At 44.3% G+C, this 17597-nt stretch carries 14 protein-coding genes, 2 tRNA genes and 3 rRNA genes; 2 read left to right on the top strand and 17 right to left on the bottom strand.

From position 1 onward, the window contains the following. Positions 1 to 12 precede the first annotated feature (12 nt). From rrf to rlmD, 6 genes are all read right to left on the bottom strand, one after another. Positions 13 to 128 (bottom strand): 5S ribosomal RNA (rrf, locus tag NYE79_RS02525). Between the two features lie 77 nt (positions 129 to 205). Continuing rightward, positions 206 to 3106 (bottom strand): 23S ribosomal RNA (locus NYE79_RS02520). A gap of 122 nt (positions 3107 to 3228) precedes the next feature. Continuing rightward, positions 3229 to 3301, bottom strand: a tRNA-Ala gene (locus NYE79_RS02515). A 51-nt stretch (positions 3302 to 3352) separates the two neighbouring features. Continuing rightward, positions 3353 to 4900, bottom strand: a 16S ribosomal RNA gene (locus tag NYE79_RS02510). The 16S, 23S and 5S rRNA genes sit together here with 2 tRNA genes alongside, the layout of an rRNA operon. A 230-nt stretch (positions 4901 to 5130) precedes the next feature. After that, a tRNA-Glu gene (locus NYE79_RS02505) sits at positions 5131 to 5202 on the bottom strand. A 67-nt stretch (positions 5203 to 5269) separates the two neighbouring features. Beyond that, complete coding sequence (gene rlmD, locus NYE79_RS02500; RefSeq protein ID WP_251464453.1) at positions 5270 to 6631, bottom strand: 23S rRNA (uracil(1939)-C(5))-methyltransferase RlmD; 1362 nt, start codon at positions 6629 to 6631, stop codon at positions 5270 to 5272. A gap of 37 nt (positions 6632 to 6668) precedes the next feature. Here rlmD and recX point away from each other — a divergent pair, with 37 nt between their 5' ends. Together recX and NYE79_RS02490 are read left to right on the top strand one after the other, a co-directional pair. Then, positions 6669 to 7445 carry a recombination regulator RecX gene (recX, locus tag NYE79_RS02495; RefSeq protein WP_084848918.1) on the top strand — a complete coding sequence of 259 codons (777 nt, stop codon included), beginning with the start codon at positions 6669 to 6671 and terminating at the stop codon, positions 7443 to 7445. An 88-nt stretch (positions 7446 to 7533) separates the two neighbouring features. Continuing rightward, positions 7534 to 8067, top strand: a complete 534-nt coding sequence (locus NYE79_RS02490) for a DUF402 domain-containing protein (RefSeq protein ID WP_000775318.1) — start codon at positions 7534 to 7536, stop codon at positions 8065 to 8067. 70 nt (positions 8068 to 8137) lie between these two features. Here NYE79_RS02490 and NYE79_RS02485 read toward each other — a convergent pair whose 3' ends face one another. The 11 genes from NYE79_RS02485 to rpoE all read right to left on the bottom strand — a co-directional run bounded on the left by NYE79_RS02485 (position 8138) and on the right by rpoE (position 17578). Next, positions 8138 to 8905 carry an epoxyqueuosine reductase QueH gene (locus NYE79_RS02485; protein WP_216728883.1) on the bottom strand — a complete coding sequence of 256 codons (768 nt, stop codon included), beginning with the start codon at positions 8903 to 8905 and terminating at the stop codon, positions 8138 to 8140. Between the two features lie 111 nt (positions 8906 to 9016). Next, positions 9017 to 10639, bottom strand: coding sequence for a chaperonin GroEL (gene groL / locus NYE79_RS02480; RefSeq protein ID WP_000031555.1), 1623 nt, complete (start codon positions 10637 to 10639; stop codon positions 9017 to 9019). 15 nt (positions 10640 to 10654) lie between these two features. Beyond that, positions 10655 to 10939 (bottom strand): co-chaperone GroES, encoded by a 285-nt coding sequence (gene groES / locus NYE79_RS02475; RefSeq protein ID WP_000917326.1) that lies wholly within the window; start codon positions 10937 to 10939, stop codon positions 10655 to 10657. Positions 10940 to 11247: 308 nt separating this feature from the next. Next, positions 11248 to 11643: a single-stranded DNA-binding protein gene (locus NYE79_RS02470; protein WP_000282469.1), complete on the bottom strand. Its 396-nt coding sequence runs from the start codon at positions 11641 to 11643 to the stop codon at positions 11248 to 11250. A 77-nt stretch (positions 11644 to 11720) separates the two neighbouring features. After that, entirely contained in the window at positions 11721 to 12482 is a 762-nt protein-coding gene (locus NYE79_RS02465; RefSeq protein WP_001107787.1) for an SDR family NAD(P)-dependent oxidoreductase, read from the bottom strand. Positions 12483 to 12523: 41 nt separating this feature from the next. After that, the gene (ytpR, locus tag NYE79_RS02460; RefSeq protein WP_049520664.1) at positions 12524 to 13150 is read right to left on the bottom strand and encodes a YtpR family tRNA-binding protein; all 627 of its coding nucleotides are present in this window, start codon (positions 13148 to 13150) and stop codon (positions 12524 to 12526) included. A 14-nt stretch (positions 13151 to 13164) separates the two neighbouring features. Next, the gene (locus NYE79_RS02455) at positions 13165 to 13482 is read right to left on the bottom strand and encodes a thioredoxin family protein (protein ID WP_000586556.1); all 318 of its coding nucleotides are present in this window, start codon (positions 13480 to 13482) and stop codon (positions 13165 to 13167) included. Then, positions 13479 to 13778, bottom strand: coding sequence for a DUF4651 domain-containing protein (locus NYE79_RS02450; protein ID WP_002879788.1), 300 nt, complete (start codon positions 13776 to 13778; stop codon positions 13479 to 13481). The genes NYE79_RS02455 and NYE79_RS02450 overlap by 4 nt, the downstream gene beginning before the upstream one ends. 93 nt (positions 13779 to 13871) lie before the next feature. After that, a complete protein-coding gene (locus NYE79_RS02445; RefSeq protein WP_049478927.1) occupies positions 13872 to 14945 on the bottom strand; it encodes an N-acetylmuramoyl-L-alanine amidase family protein in 1074 nt (357 codons plus the stop codon). Between the two features lie 118 nt (positions 14946 to 15063). Next, positions 15064 to 16671, bottom strand: coding sequence for a CTP synthase (locus NYE79_RS02440; protein WP_339293761.1), 1608 nt, complete (start codon positions 16669 to 16671; stop codon positions 15064 to 15066). 316 nt (positions 16672 to 16987) lie between these two features. Beyond that, positions 16988 to 17578 (bottom strand): DNA-directed RNA polymerase subunit delta, encoded by a 591-nt coding sequence (gene rpoE / locus NYE79_RS02435; protein ID WP_057489407.1) that lies wholly within the window; start codon positions 17576 to 17578, stop codon positions 16988 to 16990. Between the last annotated feature and the right edge of the window lie 19 nt (positions 17579 to 17597).

Raw genomic sequence — 17597 nt, 5'->3', positions numbered from 1 at the left:
AAACTCCCTCGAGCTAAGCGACTTCCATATCTCACAGGGGGCAACCCCCAACTACTTCCGGCGTTCTAGGGCTTAACTGCTGTGTTCGGCATGGGTACAGGTGTATCTCCTAGGCTATCGTCACTTAACTCTGAGTAATACCTACTCAAAATTGAATATCTATCAAATACCAAGAAAACCGTCCACTTTCATATTCTCAGTTACTTTGGATAAGTCCTCGAGCTATTAGTATTAGTCCGCTACATGTGTCGCCACACTTCCACTTCTAACCTATCTACCTGATCATCTCTCAGGGCTCTTACTGATATAAAATCATGGGAAATCTCATCTTGAGGTGGGTTTCACACTTAGATGCTTTCAGCGTTTATCCCTTCCCTACATAGCTACCCAGCGATGCCTTTGGCAAGACAACTGGTACACCAGCGGTAAGTCCACTCTGGTCCTCTCGTACTAGGAGCAGATCCTCTCAAATTTCCTACGCCCGCGACGGATAGGGACCGAACTGTCTCACGACGTTCTGAACCCAGCTCGCGTGCCGCTTTAATGGGCGAACAGCCCAACCCTTGGGACCGACTACAGCCCCAGGATGCGACGAGCCGACATCGAGGTGCCAAACCTCCCCGTCGATGTGAACTCTTGGGGGAGATAAGCCTGTTATCCCCAGGGTAGCTTTTATCCGTTGAGCGATGGCCCTTCCATACGGAACCACCGGATCACTAAGCCCGACTTTCGTCCCTGCTCGAGTTGTAGCTCTCGCAGTCAAGCTCCCTTATACCTTTACACTCTGCGAATGATTTCCAACCATTCTGAGGGAACCTTTGGGCGCCTCCGTTACCTTTTAGGAGGCGACCGCCCCAGTCAAACTGCCCGTCAGACACTGTCTCCGATAGGGATAACCTATCCGGGTTAGAGTGGCCATAACACAAGGGTAGTATCCCAACAACGTCTCCTTCGAAACTGGCGTCCCGATCTCTTAGACTCCTACCTATCCTGTACATGTGGTACAGACACTCAATATCAAACTGCAGTAAAGCTCCATGGGGTCTTTCCGTCCTGTCGCGGGTAACCTGCATCTTCACAGGTACTAAAATTTCACCGAGTCTCTCGTTGAGACAGTGCCCAAATCATTACGCCTTTCGTGCGGGTCGGAACTTACCCGACAAGGAATTTCGCTACCTTAGGACCGTTATAGTTACGGCCGCCGTTTACTGGGGCTTCAATTCATACCTTCGCTTACGCTAAGCACTCCTCTTAACCTTCCAGCACCGGGCAGGCGTCACCCCCTATACATCATCTTACGATTTAGCAGAGAGCTGTGTTTTTGATAAACAGTTGCTTGGGCCTATTCACTGCGGCTGACGTAAAGTCAGCACCCCTTCTCCCGAAGTTACGGGGTCATTTTGCCGAGTTCCTTAACGAGAGTTCTCTCGCTCACCTGAGGCTACTCGCCTCGACTACCTGTGTCGGTTTGCGGTACGGGTAGAGTATGTTTAAACGCTAGAAGCTTTTCTTGGCAGTGTGACGTCACTAACTTCGCTACTAAACTTCGCTCCCCATCACAGCTCAATGTTATAGAACTAAGCATTTGACTCAATTCACACCTCACTGCTTAGACAGACTCTTCCATTCGTCTGCTTTAGTTAGCCTACTGCGTCCCTCCATCACTACATACTCTAGTACAGGAATATCAACCTGTTGTCCATCGGATACACCTTTCGGTCTCTCCTTAGGTCCCGACTAACCCAGGGCGGACGAGCCTTCCCCTGGAAACCTTAGTCTTACGGTGGACAGGATTCTCACCTGTCTTTCGCTACTCATACCGGCATTCTCACTTCTATGCGTTCCAGCACTCCTCACGGTATACCTTCTTCACACATAGAACGCTCTCCTACCATACCTATAAAGGTATCCACAGCTTCGGTAAATTGTTTTAGCCCCGGTACATTTTCGGCGCAGGGTCACTCGACTAGTGAGCTATTACGCACTCTTTGAATGAATAGCTGCTTCTAAGCTAACATCCTAGTTGTCTGTGCAACCCCACATCCTTTTCCACTTAACAATTATTTTGGGACCTTAGCTGGTGGTCTGGGCTGTTTCCCTTTCGACTACGGATCTTAGCACTCGCAGTCTGACTGCCGACCATAATTCATTGGCATTCGGAGTTTATCTGAGATTGGTAATCCGGGATGGACCCCTCACCCAAACAGTGCTCTACCTCCAAGAATCTTTATGTCGACGCTAGCCCTAAAGCTATTTCGGAGAGAACCAGCTATCTCCAAGTTCGTTTGGAATTTCTCCGCTACCCACAAGTCATCCAAGCACTTTTCAACGTGCCCTGGTTCGGTCCTCCAGTGCGTCTTACCGCACCTTCAACCTGCTCATGGGTAGGTCACATGGTTTCGGGTCTACGACATGATACTAATTCGCCCTATTCAGACTCGGTTTCCCTGCGGCTCCGTCTCTTCAACTTAACCTCGCATCATATCGTAACTCGCCGGTTCATTCTACAAAAGGCACGCTCTCACCCATTAACGGGCTCGAACTTGTTGTAGGCACACGGTTTCAGGTTCTATTTCACTCCCCTCCCGGGGTGCTTTTCACCTTTCCCTCACGGTACTGGTTCACTATCGGTCACTAGGGAGTATTTAGGGTTGGGAGATGGTCCTCCCAGATTCCGACGGGATTTCACGTGTCCCGCCGTACTCAGGATACTGCTAGGTACAAAGACTATTTTAAATACGAGGCTATTACTCTCTTTGGCTGATCTTCCCAAATCATTCTTCTATAGTCTTTGAGTCCACATTGCAGTCCTACAACCCCGAAGAGTAAACTCTTCGGTTTGCCCTCCTGCCGTTTCGCTCGCCGCTACTAAGGCAATCGCTTTTGCTTTCTCTTCCTGCAGCTACTTAGATGTTTCAGTTCACTGCGTCTTCCTCCTCACATCCTTAACAGATGCGGGTAACAGGTAGTACCTGTTGGGTTCCCCCATTCGGAAATCCCTGGATCATCGCTTACTTACAGCTACCCAAGGCATATCGTCGTTTGTCACGTCCTTCTTCGGCTCCTAGTGCCAAGGCATCCACCGTGCGCCCTTATTAACTTAACCTTATTTTTTGACCTTTCAGTCATAAACTCTTTTAATACTACAGCGTTTCGGTTTATTTTCTTGTTACTATTTGATATAGATATTCAATTTTCAATGTGCATTACTTGGTGATCTCTCACCAATGGAGCCTAGCGGGATCGAACCGCTGACCTCCTGCGTGCAAAGCAGGCGCTCTCCCAGCTGAGCTAAGGCCCCACAAGACCTCTCAAGACTAAACAAGACCAATGTGCAGTTCCTTATCCTTAGAAAGGAGGTGATCCAGCCGCACCTTCCGATACGGCTACCTTGTTACGACTTCACCCCAATCATCTATCCCACCTTAGGCGGCTGGCTCCAAATGGTTACCTCACCGACTTCGGGTGTTACAAACTCTCGTGGTGTGACGGGCGGTGTGTACAAGGCCCGGGAACGTATTCACCGCGGCGTGCTGATCCGCGATTACTAGCGATTCCGACTTCATGTAGGCGAGTTGCAGCCTACAATCCGAACTGAGACTGGCTTTAAGAGATTAGCTTGCCGTCACCGGCTTGCGACTCGTTGTACCAGCCATTGTAGCACGTGTGTAGCCCAGGTCATAAGGGGCATGATGATTTGACGTCATCCCCACCTTCCTCCGGTTTATTACCGGCAGTCTCGCTAGAGTGCCCAACTGAATGATGGCAACTAACAATAGGGGTTGCGCTCGTTGCGGGACTTAACCCAACATCTCACGACACGAGCTGACGACAACCATGCACCACCTGTCACCTCTGTCCCGAAGGAAAACTCTATCTCTAGAGCGGTCAGAGGGATGTCAAGACCTGGTAAGGTTCTTCGCGTTGCTTCGAATTAAACCACATGCTCCACCGCTTGTGCGGGCCCCCGTCAATTCCTTTGAGTTTCAACCTTGCGGTCGTACTCCCCAGGCGGAGTGCTTAATGCGTTAGCTGCGGCACTAAACCCCGGAAAGGGTCTAACACCTAGCACTCATCGTTTACGGCGTGGACTACCAGGGTATCTAATCCTGTTTGCTCCCCACGCTTTCGAGCCTCAGCGTCAGTTACAAGCCAGAGAGCCGCTTTCGCCACCGGTGTTCCTCCATATATCTACGCATTTCACCGCTACACATGGAATTCCACTCTCCCCTCTTGCACTCAAGTTAAACAGTTTCCAAAGCGTACTATGGTTAAGCCACAGCCTTTAACTTCAGACTTATCTAACCGCCTGCGCTCGCTTTACGCCCAATAAATCCGGACAACGCTCGGGACCTACGTATTACCGCGGCTGCTGGCACGTAGTTAGCCGTCCCTTTCTGGTAAGATACCGTCACAGTGTGAACTTTCCACTCTCACACTCGTTCTTCTCTTACAACAGAGCTTTACGATCCGAAAACCTTCTTCACTCACGCGGCGTTGCTCGGTCAGACTTCCGTCCATTGCCGAAGATTCCCTACTGCTGCCTCCCGTAGGAGTCTGGGCCGTGTCTCAGTCCCAGTGTGGCCGATCACCCTCTCAGGTCGGCTATGTATCGTCGCCTTGGTGAGCCGTTACCTCACCAACTAGCTAATACAACGCAGGTCCATCTGGTAGTGATGCAATTGCACCTTTTAAGCAAATGTCATGCAACATCTACTCTTATGCGGTATTAGCTATCGTTTCCAATAGTTATCCCCCGCTACCAGGCAGGTTACCTACGCGTTACTCACCCGTTCGCAACTCATCCGCTCGGTGCAAGCACCAAGCTTCAGCGTTCTACTTGCATGTATTAGGCACGCCGCCAGCGTTCGTCCTGAGCCAGGATCAAACTCTCATTAAAAGTTTGAGTTCTCACTCATTTCTGTCACTGACAGATTTATTGTTTTTTCATTGTTCAGTACTATAACCTCAGTTATAGTGCCCTGCACATTGGTTCGTCTTGTTCAGTTTTCAAAGGTCTTTGTCACTCAATCTCTCTCAAGCGACAACTATATTAGTATATCACAGCTACCTGTCTCTGTCAACAGATTTTTTAAACTTTTTTCAAGTTTTTTTAGCCGCAATACACCATAGTCCGTACGGGATTCGAACCCGTGTTACCGCCGTGAAAAGGCGGTGTCTTAACCCCTTGACCAACGGACCTTGAGCTTTTCAACTCTTTCTATTATACCTACTTTTTTACCTTTGTCAAGGACTTTTTTTAGTGAATTTAATTTTTTCTTTTCTTCACTAACTTAACTACTGCTTCTGTTCGTGCAGTGTGGGGAAACATATCGACTGACTGGATATACTGGAGATCATAAACTTTTACCAGTTTAACCAAATCTCGTGCCAAGGTCGAAACATTGCAGGATACATAGACCATTTTTTCTGGGACATAGGTCAGAATGGTTTCCAACAGCTTATCATCTAAGCCTGTACGAGGAGGGTCAACTATCAATGCATCCGCTCGGTAGCCATCTTGATACCAGCGTGGAATAGTCTCTTCTGCTGTCCCCGCTTCGTAATGGGTATTGTCAAACCCCATTTTTTGAGCATTTCGCTTGGCATCTTCTATGGCTTCCGGAATAATATCCATTCCTCTGAGACTCTTGACCTTCTTTGCGAAGGCAAATCCAATCGTCCCAACACCGCAATAGGCATCGATTAGATGGTCTTCTTTGCTGACATCCAGAGCCTTAATTGCTTCATTATAGAGAATTTCTGTCTGCTCCGGATTAAGTTGATAAAAAGCTCGGGGCGAGAGAGAAAACTCATAGTCGAGTACTCCTTCTTGAATGCTCTCTTGGCCCCAGATAATTTCCGTCTTTTCACCATAGATTTCACTTGTTTTCGCTGTATTTGTATTGACTGCAACTGTGACGACTTCTGGAAAATCTTTAACTAAGTCTTTTACTAGCTGGGTTAAATTAAGCTGGCGATTTGTGACGATGATAATCTGGACTTGTCCCGTTTTTCTTGCTCGACGTACCATGATAGTACGAACACCTAACGTTTTTCTCTCATCTGTAATTGGAATTTGGTGGTAAGTAAGAAGTTCAGCTAGGCGATTCGCAATCACTTGAGTTTCCTTATCTTGCACCAAACAGTCTTTCAACTCTACGAGATAATGAGAGTTTTGCGCATACAAACCTGCCTTGACCTGATTTTTAAATTTTCGAGTCTGGAATTGCAACTTAGCACGGTAGTACTTTGGTTCCTGCATTCCGATAGTTGGACGGATTTCATAGTTTTCATATCCTGCAGGAGCAAATTTTTTCAGGGCTTGGCGGAGCAGGTCCGTTTTGAACTCTAACTGTTTATCATAGTGGAGGTGCATGATTTGGCAACCACCACATTCATTATAAATCGTACAAGCTGGCACGACCCGAAATTTCGACTTCTTATTAACCTTTAGTAATTTGGCTTCAACAAAGTTGCGCTTAATAGAAGTAATTTGACAATAGATGTCTTCTCCTTTGAGGGCGCCAGGCACAAAAACGAGGGTTTTCTGGTAGAAACCGATTCCCTCACCATTGATGCCCATCCGCTTAATTTTTAAAGGTATCTTTTGTTTGACTTTCAGATTCATACCCCTATCTTATCACATTTTAGGGTATAATAGAACTATGAAAATCACAAAACTTGAAAAGAAAAAACGTCTCTACTTGATGGAGTTAGATGGACAGCAAACCTCTTATATCACGGAAGATACCATTGTCCGTTTTATGCTATCTCGAGATAAGGTCATTAGTAAAGAGGAACTTACCGAGATTCAGGACTTTGCTCAGTTCTCTTATGGTAAAAATCTCGCCCTCTACCATCTATCATTTAAAGCTCGAACCGAAAAGGAAGTTCGTGAGTATTTGAAAAAGTATGATCTTGATGAAAAAATCACTAGTCAAGTTATCGCTAATCTTAAAGAAGATAACTGGATTAATGATCGTCAGTATGCCTACTCTATCATCAATGCAAATCAACTTTCTGGAGATAAGGGACCCTATGTGCTAGCTCAAAAACTGTCTCAAAAAGGGATTGCCAAATCAACTATTGAAGATGTTTTAAAGGATTTTGATTTTTCGGAGGTTGCTCAACGTGTGGCTGAGAAACTGCTTAAAAAATACACGGGAAAACTTCCCGCTCGTGCCTTGCAGGATAAGATTATTCAAAACTTGACGAACAAAGGCTTCTCCTATTCTGATGCTAAAAGTGCCTTTGATAACTTGGACAGTCAAGTCGACCAAGAAACGACTCAAGAGCTCATTTTTAAAGAACTGGATAAACAATATGCTAAATATACTCGTAAATATGAAGGTTACGAACTAAAGCAACGTTTGACCCAAGTTTTAGCTAGAAAAGGCTATAATTTTTCGGATATAGCCAGCGCTCTCAGAGAATATCTTTAACATTTTCAGGTAAAATTCAAAAAAATTAGACCAATTTATGATATAATAGTAGACGATAAACTTATAAATTGTAGAAAGTTGGTTAGTTATGAAGCTTCCAAAAGAAGGCGACTTTATTACAATTCAAAGTTATAAGCATGATGGGAGTCTTCACCGTACTTGGCGAGACACCATGGTACTAAAAACAACAGAGAACGCCATTATCGGCGTCAACGACCACACACTTGTTACCGAAAGTGACGGTCGTCGTTGGGTGACTCGAGAACCGGCTATTGTTTACTTTCACAAAAAATATTGGTTTAATATCATTGCCATGATTCGTGATAATGGGATTTCCTACTATTGCAATATGGCAAGTCCTTACTATCTAGATGAGGAAGCCCTGAAATACATTGATTATGATTTGGATGTCAAGGTTTTCACTGATGGTGAAAAGCGTCTCTTGGACGTTGAAGAGTATGAGCGCCATAAACGCAAAATGAAGTATTCTGATGATTTAGACTATATTTTGAAAGAGCATGTTAAAATCCTTGTTGATTGGATTAACAATGGACGCGGTCCTTTCTCAGAGGCCTATGTCAACATTTGGTACAAACGCTACATAGAACTAAAGAATCGGTAAAGTTGTCAAACTGGGGTGAAAACCCTGGTTTTTTTATTTGAAAAACCCAGCTTTTCAGCTGGGTTGATTTCTATATATCTAATTTAGTGACAGTAAACTTGATGTGGGAATAGTCTTTTTCAACATCCTTATCCAACAAGAAAGCCGTGGCATCCTTCTTAACCTGAACCAGGTCAATATTCTGGGCTTGAGCTGCATAGACGCATCCACAATAACATTGACGATAGATATCATACTCCTCGCACATCTCCACCGAGCGCTTGTAGCCTTGATTTTTCTTGAAATCACTTGGGAGATAGTGGGTGTTATAAATCTTTTGCACATCAATTCCGATGCTGTTGATGGTTTGAGAATTCTTATGAGGACTGATGGTCAAGGCTGAACCAAAGTAATCAAAGCCCAAGTCCATAGCTACCTGTGCTGTTTTGTCCAAACGGTAGTCAAAACAAACCTTGCAACGGTCACCACCTTCAGGTTCTTCTTCCAGTCCTCTAACTAACTTCCGGTATTCATTGGGTTCATAAGGCGCTTCTAAATACTGGACCGTATTGCCTGTTCGCTCATTGAAATCACTGACAAATTTTTTTGTAACGTAAGCCCGCTTGTGGTATTCTGCCTTGGGATGGATATTGGAATTGGCAAAATAGATGGTCACATCAGCGTATTTGGTCAGGTATTCCAGGGTGTAGGTACTACAAGGAGCACAGCAAACATGCATGAGAATAGTGGGACGTTGCTCATTTTTTTCCCAAACCTGAACCATTTTCTGCATGACACGGTCATAATTAATCTTCTGATTGGGGTTCATCTTGCTCAGAATTTCTTCTACATCGATCATGTTCTTCTCCTTCTTCTAGTTTTATTTTATCATATAAGTTAGGAGAGCTCAATCCAATTTAGAAGTGATTATCATAAAAAGAAGGGATACGCATCCCTCCTTTAATAGTTTTTACATCATACCGCCCATCATGCTTGGATCCATTGCTGGAGCTGGGGCTGCTGGTTCCGGTTTATTGGCTACGACTGCTTCTGTTGTCAAAATCAAGCTGGCTACAGAAGCTGCATTTTGAAGGGCTGAACGGCTCACTTTAACTGGGTCGATGATTCCTTCTTCAATCATGTTGACCCACTCGCCAGTTGCTGCGTTGAAGCCTGTGCCAACTTCAGCATTCTTCAAACGGTCAATAACAATAGAACCTTCGAATCCTGCATTGTGGGCAATTTGACGAACTGGTTCTTCCAAGGCGCGGAGAACAATATTGCGTCCTGTTGCTTCATCTCCTGTCAATTCCAAATCAGCTACGGCTGGAATGACATTGGCAAGAGCAGTTCCACCGCCTGCAACGATTCCTTCTTCAACGGCTGCACGAGTAGCGTTGAGGGCATCTTCAATGCGGAGTTTCATTTCTTTCAACTCCGTTTCAGTTGCAGCACCGACCTTGATCACTGCGACACCACCTGACAATTTTGCCAAGCGTTCTTGCAATTTTTCACGGTCAAATTCAGATGTTGTAGTTTCGATTTGAGACTTGATAACCGCAACACGGTGAGAAATAGCTTCAGGATTTCCAGCACCTTCTACGATGACAGTGCTATCTTTGTCCACAGTTACTCTCGCTGCTTGACCTAGCGCCTCAATAGTAGCGTCTTTCAACTCAAGACCAAGATCTTCTGTGATGACTGTTCCGCCTGTCAAGATAGCGATGTCTTCTAACATAGCCTTACGACGGTCACCGAAACCAGGAGCCTTAACAGCAACTACATTGAAAGTTCCACGAATCTTGTTCAATACAAGAGTCGGAAGAGCTTCACCATCTACATCATCCGCAATAATCAAGAGTGGACGATTGCTTTGGAGAATGCTTTCTAGAAGTGGCAAGATTTCTTGGATATTTGAAATCTTCTTATCGGTAATCAAAATGTATGGATTTTCAAGGTCAGCCACCATTTTTTCGCTATCTGTCACCATATACTGTGATAGATAACCACGGTCAAACTGCATTCCTTCTACGACTTCAAGTTCTGTTTCCATACCACGTGATTCTTCAATAGTGATGACACCGTCTTTCCCAACTTTTTCCATGGCTTCAGAGATGTATTCGCCGACTTTCTCAGAACGAGAAGATACCGCAGCAACCTGAGCGATGGCTTCTTTATTAGCAACTGGAATGGCATTGTTTTTCAAAGCTTCTACTGCTGCGGCAACCGCTGCTTCAATCCCACGACGAATGCCGATTGGGTTGGCACCTGCAGTGACGTTTTTGATTCCTTCGCGGACGATCGCTTGGGTCAAAACAGTTGCAGTAGTTGTCCCGTCACCTGCGATATCATTTGTTTTTGAAGCTACTTCTGATACCAATTTGGCACCCATATTTTCAAAATGGTCTTCCAACTCGATTTCTTTGGCAATGGTCACACCGTCATTGGTAATCAAAGGTGAGCCAAATGATTTTTCCAACACAACATTACGACCTTTTGGTCCTAAGGTTACTTTAACAGTGTCTGCAAGGATATCGACACCACGAACCATAGCTGAACGAGCATCAGATGAAAATTTAATTTCTTTTGACATACTTACTTTCTCCTTCTATTCTTCAATGATAGCCAAAATGTTAGCTTCGCCAACGATGATGTACTTTTCATCGCCATCTTTGACATCAATACCTGCATGGGCTTCAACTAAGACACGGTCTCCAGGCTTAACGCTTGGAGCAACCAAGTCACCATTCAAGGTACGAACACCTTGTCCAGTAGCTACAACTTGGGCTGTTTTTGTTTTTTCTTGGGCTGAGCCTGCAAGGACAAAGCCTCCAACAGTTTGTTCTTTTTCTTCGATTTTCAAGACCACACGGTCTCCTAATGGTTTCAACATCTGTTTTCCTCCATGATAAACTACATATTATTAGCACTCTTTATATCTGAGTGCTAATTTATAGTTCTATTGTATCACTTGGTCAGAAATAGTCAAGAAAAAAGTCTGACTTTGGCAAGATAAAAAGCCTGAGACCAACTCAGACTTTTCAATGTTTATACTCAATGAAAATCAAAGATCAAACTAGGAAGCTAGCCGCAGGTTGCTCAAAGCACTGCTTTGAGGTTGTAGATAAGATTGACGAAGTCAGTTACCTATACCCACGGCAAGGTGAAGTTGACGTGGTTTGAAAAGATTTTCGAAGAGTATTAAAATGGCAATTCCTCCTCTTCCAAGACCAAATCTGCCAAATCCTGTCCTGCATTATTTTCACGCATAGCACGTTGGGCGCGGCTTTCCAAAAGTTGGAATCCTGTGGCAAGGACTTCAGTCACATAGTTCATCTGGCCATTTTTCTCAAAGCGACGGGTACGAAGTTCTCCATCCACAGAGATAAGACTACCTTTAGTTGCGTAGCTTGCCAAGGTTTCAGCCAATTTCCCCCAAAGAACAAGATTGACAAAGTCAGCTTCACGTTCCCCGTTTTGGTCTTTGTAACGACGGTTCACAGCGATAGTTACTCGCGCTACTGACTTGTCATTGTTTGTTTTGTGCAATTCTGGTGTAGACGTCAAGCGCCCGATCATGATAACTTTATTATACATATTTTCTTCCTCCTACTTATCTATTCGTAAGGAATCAAAAAAAGTTACAGAAATTTGTAACTTTTCGAAGAAATTTTTTATTTTTTATGCACCATGAAACCTGTCGCCTGTTGATTGGCCATAATGGTCATATCTGTAATCTGCACACGACGGGGCTGACTGGTCACATAGACCACTGTATCTGCAATATCCTGAGCTTGCAAGGCCTCAATTCCCTGATAGACGGTAGCAGCACGCTCTTTGTCACCGTGGAAACGTACCGCAGAAAAATCTGTTTCGACAATCCCTGGCTGAATGGTGGTCACCTTGATATCCGTTGCGATGGTATCAATTCGCAGGCCATCTGAAAAAGTCTTAACAGCAGCCTTGGTGGCTGAGTAAACAGCTGCACCTGAATAGGCGTAGATTCCTGCGGTCGATCCCATGTTGATAATATGGCCTTGATTGGCTTTTACCATTGCTGGCAAGAAACAGCGAGTAACTGCCATCAAACCCTTGACGTTGGTATCCAACATAGTCAGCATATCCAATTCTTCATAGTCCTGATAGGGAGCCAAGCCTAGAGCCAGTCCGGCATTATTGACCAATATATCAATCTGCCCTATCGTTTCCAAAATATCGGAGCAGACAGTCTTCACCATGGTCATATCCGTGACATCCAGTGGAAAGGTCCAAACTGTTTGATTTGGAAAAGTTTCTGCAAACTCTGACTTGAGGGCCTCTAGTCTGTCTGTCCGTCGCCCTGTTAGAACGACATTCTCCCCCTGCTCTAGATAAGCACGCGCAATCGCTTCACCGATTCCTGAGGTCGCTCCTGTAATTACTACATTTTTTGCCATCTTATTTCCTTCTATCTGGTCTATCAAATACTGAAAATTTCCTAGGCCATCCAGTGCTTGGCTGGGTCAAATGGAGTTCCAACAACTTGGTCTTCTGATAATTCAATAACCCCACGTTTTTGCGGAGCATTTGGCAAGGCAAGTTCACGAGGGCTGCACATCATACCAAAACTCTTTTCACCACGAAGTTCGCCTGGGAAAATGAGATTTCCTTTGGGCATCATAGCTCCAGGAAGAGCTACAATGGTTTTCAGGCCAAGACGCGCATTGGGAGCCCCTGCAACGATTTGCACTGTCTTATCACTTGCGACTGCAACTTGGCAGATGTTGAGGTGGTCACTATCTGGATGGGCTACCATCTCGACAATCTCACCAACAACAAACTTAGGTTCTTTGTCATTGACAATTTCTTCTGTAAATCCTTCCGCCTGCAATTCTTGGTTCAAACGTGCTACTTGCTCATCTGTCAAAAAGACTTGACCGCGCTCTGCAATTTCGAACAAACTTGAAACTTCGAAAATATTCCAAGCTACTGTTTCCCCATTATCTTTGAGGAAAACACGGGCACCCTTGCCTTTGCGCTCCACGTCTAGTTTGGCATCTCCGCTGTTTTTCACGATGATCATAAGGACATCGCCAACATGCTCTTTATTATATGTAAAAATCATTCTTTCCTTTTCTCCTATTTCAGTTCTGCTAAAAAGTCGTTAATTTGTTGCTTGCTTTTACGGTCGCGATTGACAAATCGGCCGATTTCCTTGTCCTTTTCTAGCACAACAAGGCTAGGAATCCCGTACACATCCCAGAGTTTGGCTAGATCCATGTACTGGTCACGGTCCACTCGAATAAAGGTGAACTCTGGATTTGTCTCCTCAATCTCTGGCAAGGCAGGATAGATATAACGACAATCGCCACACCAGTCCGCCACAAAAAGGAAGACCTTCTTGCCATCTTGCTCGACAAAACCTGCTAGCTCTTCTATATTACTGGGAATAATCATAAGGCTTCCTCCTCATAGACTAGATCTTCATTTTCATAGACAAAGGTATAGTGACGACCATCCTCAAAAATGACTCCTCCGACCAGTCGCTCTAGGCTACTTTCGTAGACTTGAACATAGAGAGTCGCAATCTCACCCATATCTGAGAAAAGTTCGCGCACGATAGCGGTCAACTCTTCTTGAGTCTTCATGAGTTTGTGGTTATCTGCTGCTTTTTTGGCACCCAAAGCGAGGGCACTTAGACCAGCCACAGTCAAGCCAGTCATCCATAATTTCTTAGCTTTCATACCATTCATTGTAACACAAAAAGGGCTCTAGGACAAATAGGGAAGTAGCATATAGGTAAGGAAAATCCCCTTCCCTCAATGAGGAAAGAGGACAACTTATCCTTATTGCCAAGCGCCTGAGTTGCCAACATAATAGCCATCAGGTGTGTAGGTATTGCGAAGCATCTTACCTGAGGAATCCAGATAGTACCACTTGTCCTGATCCTTAACCCAATCACTCTCAACCATATCGCCAGAAGAAGTGACATAATACCACTCTCCCTTGTCATAAAGCCAAGTGCTTGCTTTCATAGAGCCTGAAGTTGATAAATAGTACCACTTTCCTTGGTCGTAAAGCCAATCACTAGCAATCATAGCTCCTGATGATTTAAAGGCATACCAGTTGCCACCTTGATAGAACCAAGTTTGATTAAACATAATCCCTTTATCATTCATAAAGTACCAAGTTCCATTGTCTTTAACCCAAGCATTTTGAACTAGTTGGCCTTGTTTTTGATAGTACCAATTTTGGTCTGATTTTAGCCAGCTTTCTGCTTTTACAATCGGATAAAGTTCTCGGAAGGCTCCTCCCCCCTTGTAGGAATGACTGATAGATTCTGGGTTTGTAAGTTTTAACTCACCATTGTCATGGTCTTTCCAAGCATAAACTTTTTGACCATTGATAGTCTCTGGTAAGGTAGCAGTGTAGGTCTTGGTTTGATAGTCCCATTTTGTATCAAGGTAGGTGTAATGGTCTTTTGATTCTTCAATACGGTAGTAGCCACTTTTCTCACCATTATATACATCATCTACCACTTTAGAGGACCAGATCTTTACTTCATTTCCACTCTTGGCCTCGACCTTGATATCTCCTCTATAGCCATAAGGTACGTAGAAATTCAGGTAACGCCCCTCTGTACCGACCATAGACTTGTCCTTTTCTTGGCCTAGGAAATTGACTGTCTGATCTTGACCATTGAGACTGACCATCCATTCGATTTTCTCAGTTTTTGGCAAATCCAAGACTTTGATATCTACTTCATGGCCATTATTAAATCGAAGAATTTTGCCATCTTGATACTTAACCCCACCCTTAATAACCCATTCTTCTTCCAATTCGAATGCTTTTCCTGAATGAGGGAAAGCCAGTAAAGCTAAACCTGCTAGAGACAAACAAAATAGTGTGATTTTTTTCATTGTATATCCTCCTTAGGAATTATTATATTAATAGTATCACTATCTATTTTTTTTGCAAATCTTATCCTAAATATGCTAGAAGAAACCTCTGAGATTATTCTCAGAGATTAGAAGATAACTAGTTACTATTTTCAACTGCTGCAGTCACAAAGGCAGTGTAGAGTTCTTCTGGACGGTTCGGACGGCTGGAAAGTTCAGGGTGATACTGACAAGCCACAAAGAATTTATTTTCAGGAATCTCAACGATTTCTACCAAACGATTGTCTGGCGAAACACCTGAGAAGACAAAATCTGCTGCCTCAAACTGTTCACGAAAGGCGTTGTTAAACTCATAACGGTGACGGTGACGGCGTTGCACCACTTCTTGATTGTGATAAGCAGCTGCTGCCTTAGAACCTCGTTTTAACTTAGACGGATAAAGTCCCAAACGAAGGGTTCCTCCCATATCCTCAATATCAACCTGGTCACGCATGATATCAATGATAGGGTATTTTGTATCAGAATCAAGCTCTGCAGAATTGGCACCTTCAAGACCCAAAACGTGACGAGCAAACTCGATACAAGTCAACTGCATTCCCAAGCAGACTCCCAACATAGGAACATCATTCTCACGCGCATAACGGATGGCTTGAATTTTTCCTTCCGTACCACGTTGACCAAAACCACCTGGTACGATGACCCCGTCCGCATCAGACAAGAGTTCTGCTACATTCTCTGCTGTCACATCATTGGCGTTGATCCAATTAATCTTCACTTCTGCGTCGTTGGCATAACCAGAGTGTTTCAAAGCTTCAACCACTGAGATGTAGGCATCTTGCAACTCCACATACTTACCGACAAGGGAAATCTTGACTTGTTTTTTCAGGTTCATGACCTTGTCCACCATGGCTGACCACTCAGTCATATCCGCTGCTGGCGCGTCTAATTTCAAATGGTCACAGACAATTTGGTCCATACCTTGTGCCTGCAAGTTCAATGGAATTTGGTAAAGGTGTTCAACATCCAAAGACTCGATAACAGCTTCTGGAGCCACGTCACAAAACTGAGCTAGTTTATTTTTAATTCCTTGACCAGCTGGTTTCTCGGTACGAATGACCAACATATTTGGCTGGATTCCCAAACCGCGTAATTCTTTTACAGAATGCTGAGTCGGCTTGGTCTTCATCTCACCAGCAGCCTTGAGATAAGGAAGCAAGGTTGTATGGATGTACATGACATTATCTGCCCCCACATCTGCCTTCATCTGACGAAGGGCCTCTAGGAATGGCAAGGACTCGATATCCCCAACGGTTCCACCAACCTCTGTGATAATGACATCAGAGTCGGTCGTTACAGCGGCACGCTTGATTTTTTCCTTCAAAGCATCTGTGATATGAGGAATAACCTGAACAGTTGCGCCAAGGTACTCGCCACGGCGCTCCTTACGAAGAACTTCACTGTAAATTTTCCCAGTTGTCACGTTGGAATATTTGTTGAGATTGATATCGATGAAACGTTCATAGTGACCCAAGTCCAAGTCTGTCTCAGCCCCATCATCAGTCACAAAGACTTCCCCGTGCTGGTAAGGACTCATGGTTCCCGGATCGATATTGATATAAGGATCAAACTTTTGAATGGTTACTTTGAGACCACGATTTTTCAAGAGACGGCCCAGACTTGCTGCCACAATCCCTTTCCCAATAGACGACACCACACCACCAGTTACAAAAATATATTTCGTAGACATAGATTCCTCTTTCTAAAATGCTCAAGGCCTTGTTAACTACGAGGGGAAATAGAAAACAAGACCCTTATGAATAACGACTCTTCAAGAAAATTTCCTGAAAAAACAAAAACAGCTCCCTAGTAACTAGGGAGCCCCGACCTCTAAAAGAGGTGCCCGAACAATATGATACCTTAAAGCAGATCATTTGTCAACCCAAATTAGTAAAACATGAAAGAAGAAGATTGTTTTCAGAAAACCAACTAAAAATCCGCATCCAAACGGATGACCTGCTCAAGGAATAAAAAAGGAGATCTTACGATCTCCTCTGTGAAGTCTTTTACTCTTCTTCACTCGTTTCAGCATCATCGTCAGAAAACTCGTCGTCTTCTTCGTTAAGATCCACATCTTCACCCAAGTCATCAGGAGCGATTTCGTTGATTTCTGCATCGTAAGCTTCCACTTCATTTTTCTCATCATCTGGATTATCATCATCATATGAAAGAGCTGGGTCTGCTTCGTATGCATCTTCGTCTTCTGGATCATCTGCATTGTAGTCAATGGCATCTGAATCACCATCCATAAAGGCATTGACACGTTTTTTCTTAGCTTTTGGTGCTACTTCATCGTCGTCACTTTCTTCAAGAGCGATGATTTCTTCGTCGATTTCGTCCACACCATACCATGAACGAAGCCCCCATTTGTTGTCTCCAAGAGAGATGAAGCTACCGTCAAAGTTCAACTCTGTGTAGAACAAAGGCAAAGCTTCGCGGATATCGCTGTTTGATGTTCCAAGGTAGTTTTGAATTTCATTTACAAGATCGCTAAAATGCATCTCATGATCGCGACCACGAAGTTCCAAGATAGCACGCGCCACCTCAATCATAGATAGTTCACTTTTTTCTTGCCCAGCAAATACTTCTAATTCCAAAGCGTTTCTCCTCATTTTT

Origin of the sequence: Streptococcus sp. FSL W8-0197 (genome assembly GCF_037963785.1) — a bacterium.
Lineage (GTDB): Bacteria > Bacillota > Bacilli > Lactobacillales > Streptococcaceae > Streptococcus > Streptococcus oralis_CQ.
This window is presented reverse-complemented; position numbering and strand designations above follow the sequence as displayed.

Bases quoted from the DNA above. Each gene is read 5' to 3' on its own strand.
- NYE79_RS02490 (WP_000775318.1), top strand. From the start codon at position 7,534: ATGAAGCTTCCAAAAGAAGGCGACTTTATTACAATTCAAAGTTATAAG.
- NYE79_RS02465 (WP_001107787.1), bottom strand. From the start codon at position 12,482: ATGGCAAAAAATGTAGTAATTACAGGAGCGACCTCAGGAATCGGTGAA.
- groES (WP_000917326.1), bottom strand. From the start codon at position 10,939: ATGTTGAAACCATTAGGAGACCGTGTGGTCTTGAAAATCGAAGAAAAA.
- NYE79_RS02445 (WP_049478927.1), bottom strand. From the start codon at position 14,945: ATGAAAAAAATCACACTATTTTGTTTGTCTCTAGCAGGTTTAGCTTTA.
- NYE79_RS02470 (WP_000282469.1), bottom strand. From the start codon at position 11,643: ATGTATAATAAAGTTATCATGATCGGGCGCTTGACGTCTACACCAGAA.
- NYE79_RS02450 (WP_002879788.1), bottom strand. From the start codon at position 13,778: ATGAATGGTATGAAAGCTAAGAAATTATGGATGACTGGCTTGACTGTG.
- rlmD (WP_251464453.1), bottom strand. From the start codon at position 6,631: ATGAATCTGAAAGTCAAACAAAAGATACCTTTAAAAATTAAGCGGATG.
- recX (WP_084848918.1), top strand. From the start codon at position 6,669: ATGAAAATCACAAAACTTGAAAAGAAAAAACGTCTCTACTTGATGGAG.
- groL (WP_000031555.1), bottom strand. From the start codon at position 10,639: ATGTCAAAAGAAATTAAATTTTCATCTGATGCTCGTTCAGCTATGGTT.
- ytpR (WP_049520664.1), bottom strand. From the start codon at position 13,150: ATGATTTTTACATATAATAAAGAGCATGTTGGCGATGTCCTTATGATC.
- NYE79_RS02485 (WP_216728883.1), bottom strand. From the start codon at position 8,905: ATGATCGATGTAGAAGAAATTCTGAGCAAGATGAACCCCAATCAGAAG.
- NYE79_RS02440 (WP_339293761.1), bottom strand. From the start codon at position 16,671: ATGTCTACGAAATATATTTTTGTAACTGGTGGTGTGGTGTCGTCTATT.
- NYE79_RS02455 (WP_000586556.1), bottom strand. From the start codon at position 13,482: ATGATTATTCCCAGTAATATAGAAGAGCTAGCAGGTTTTGTCGAGCAA.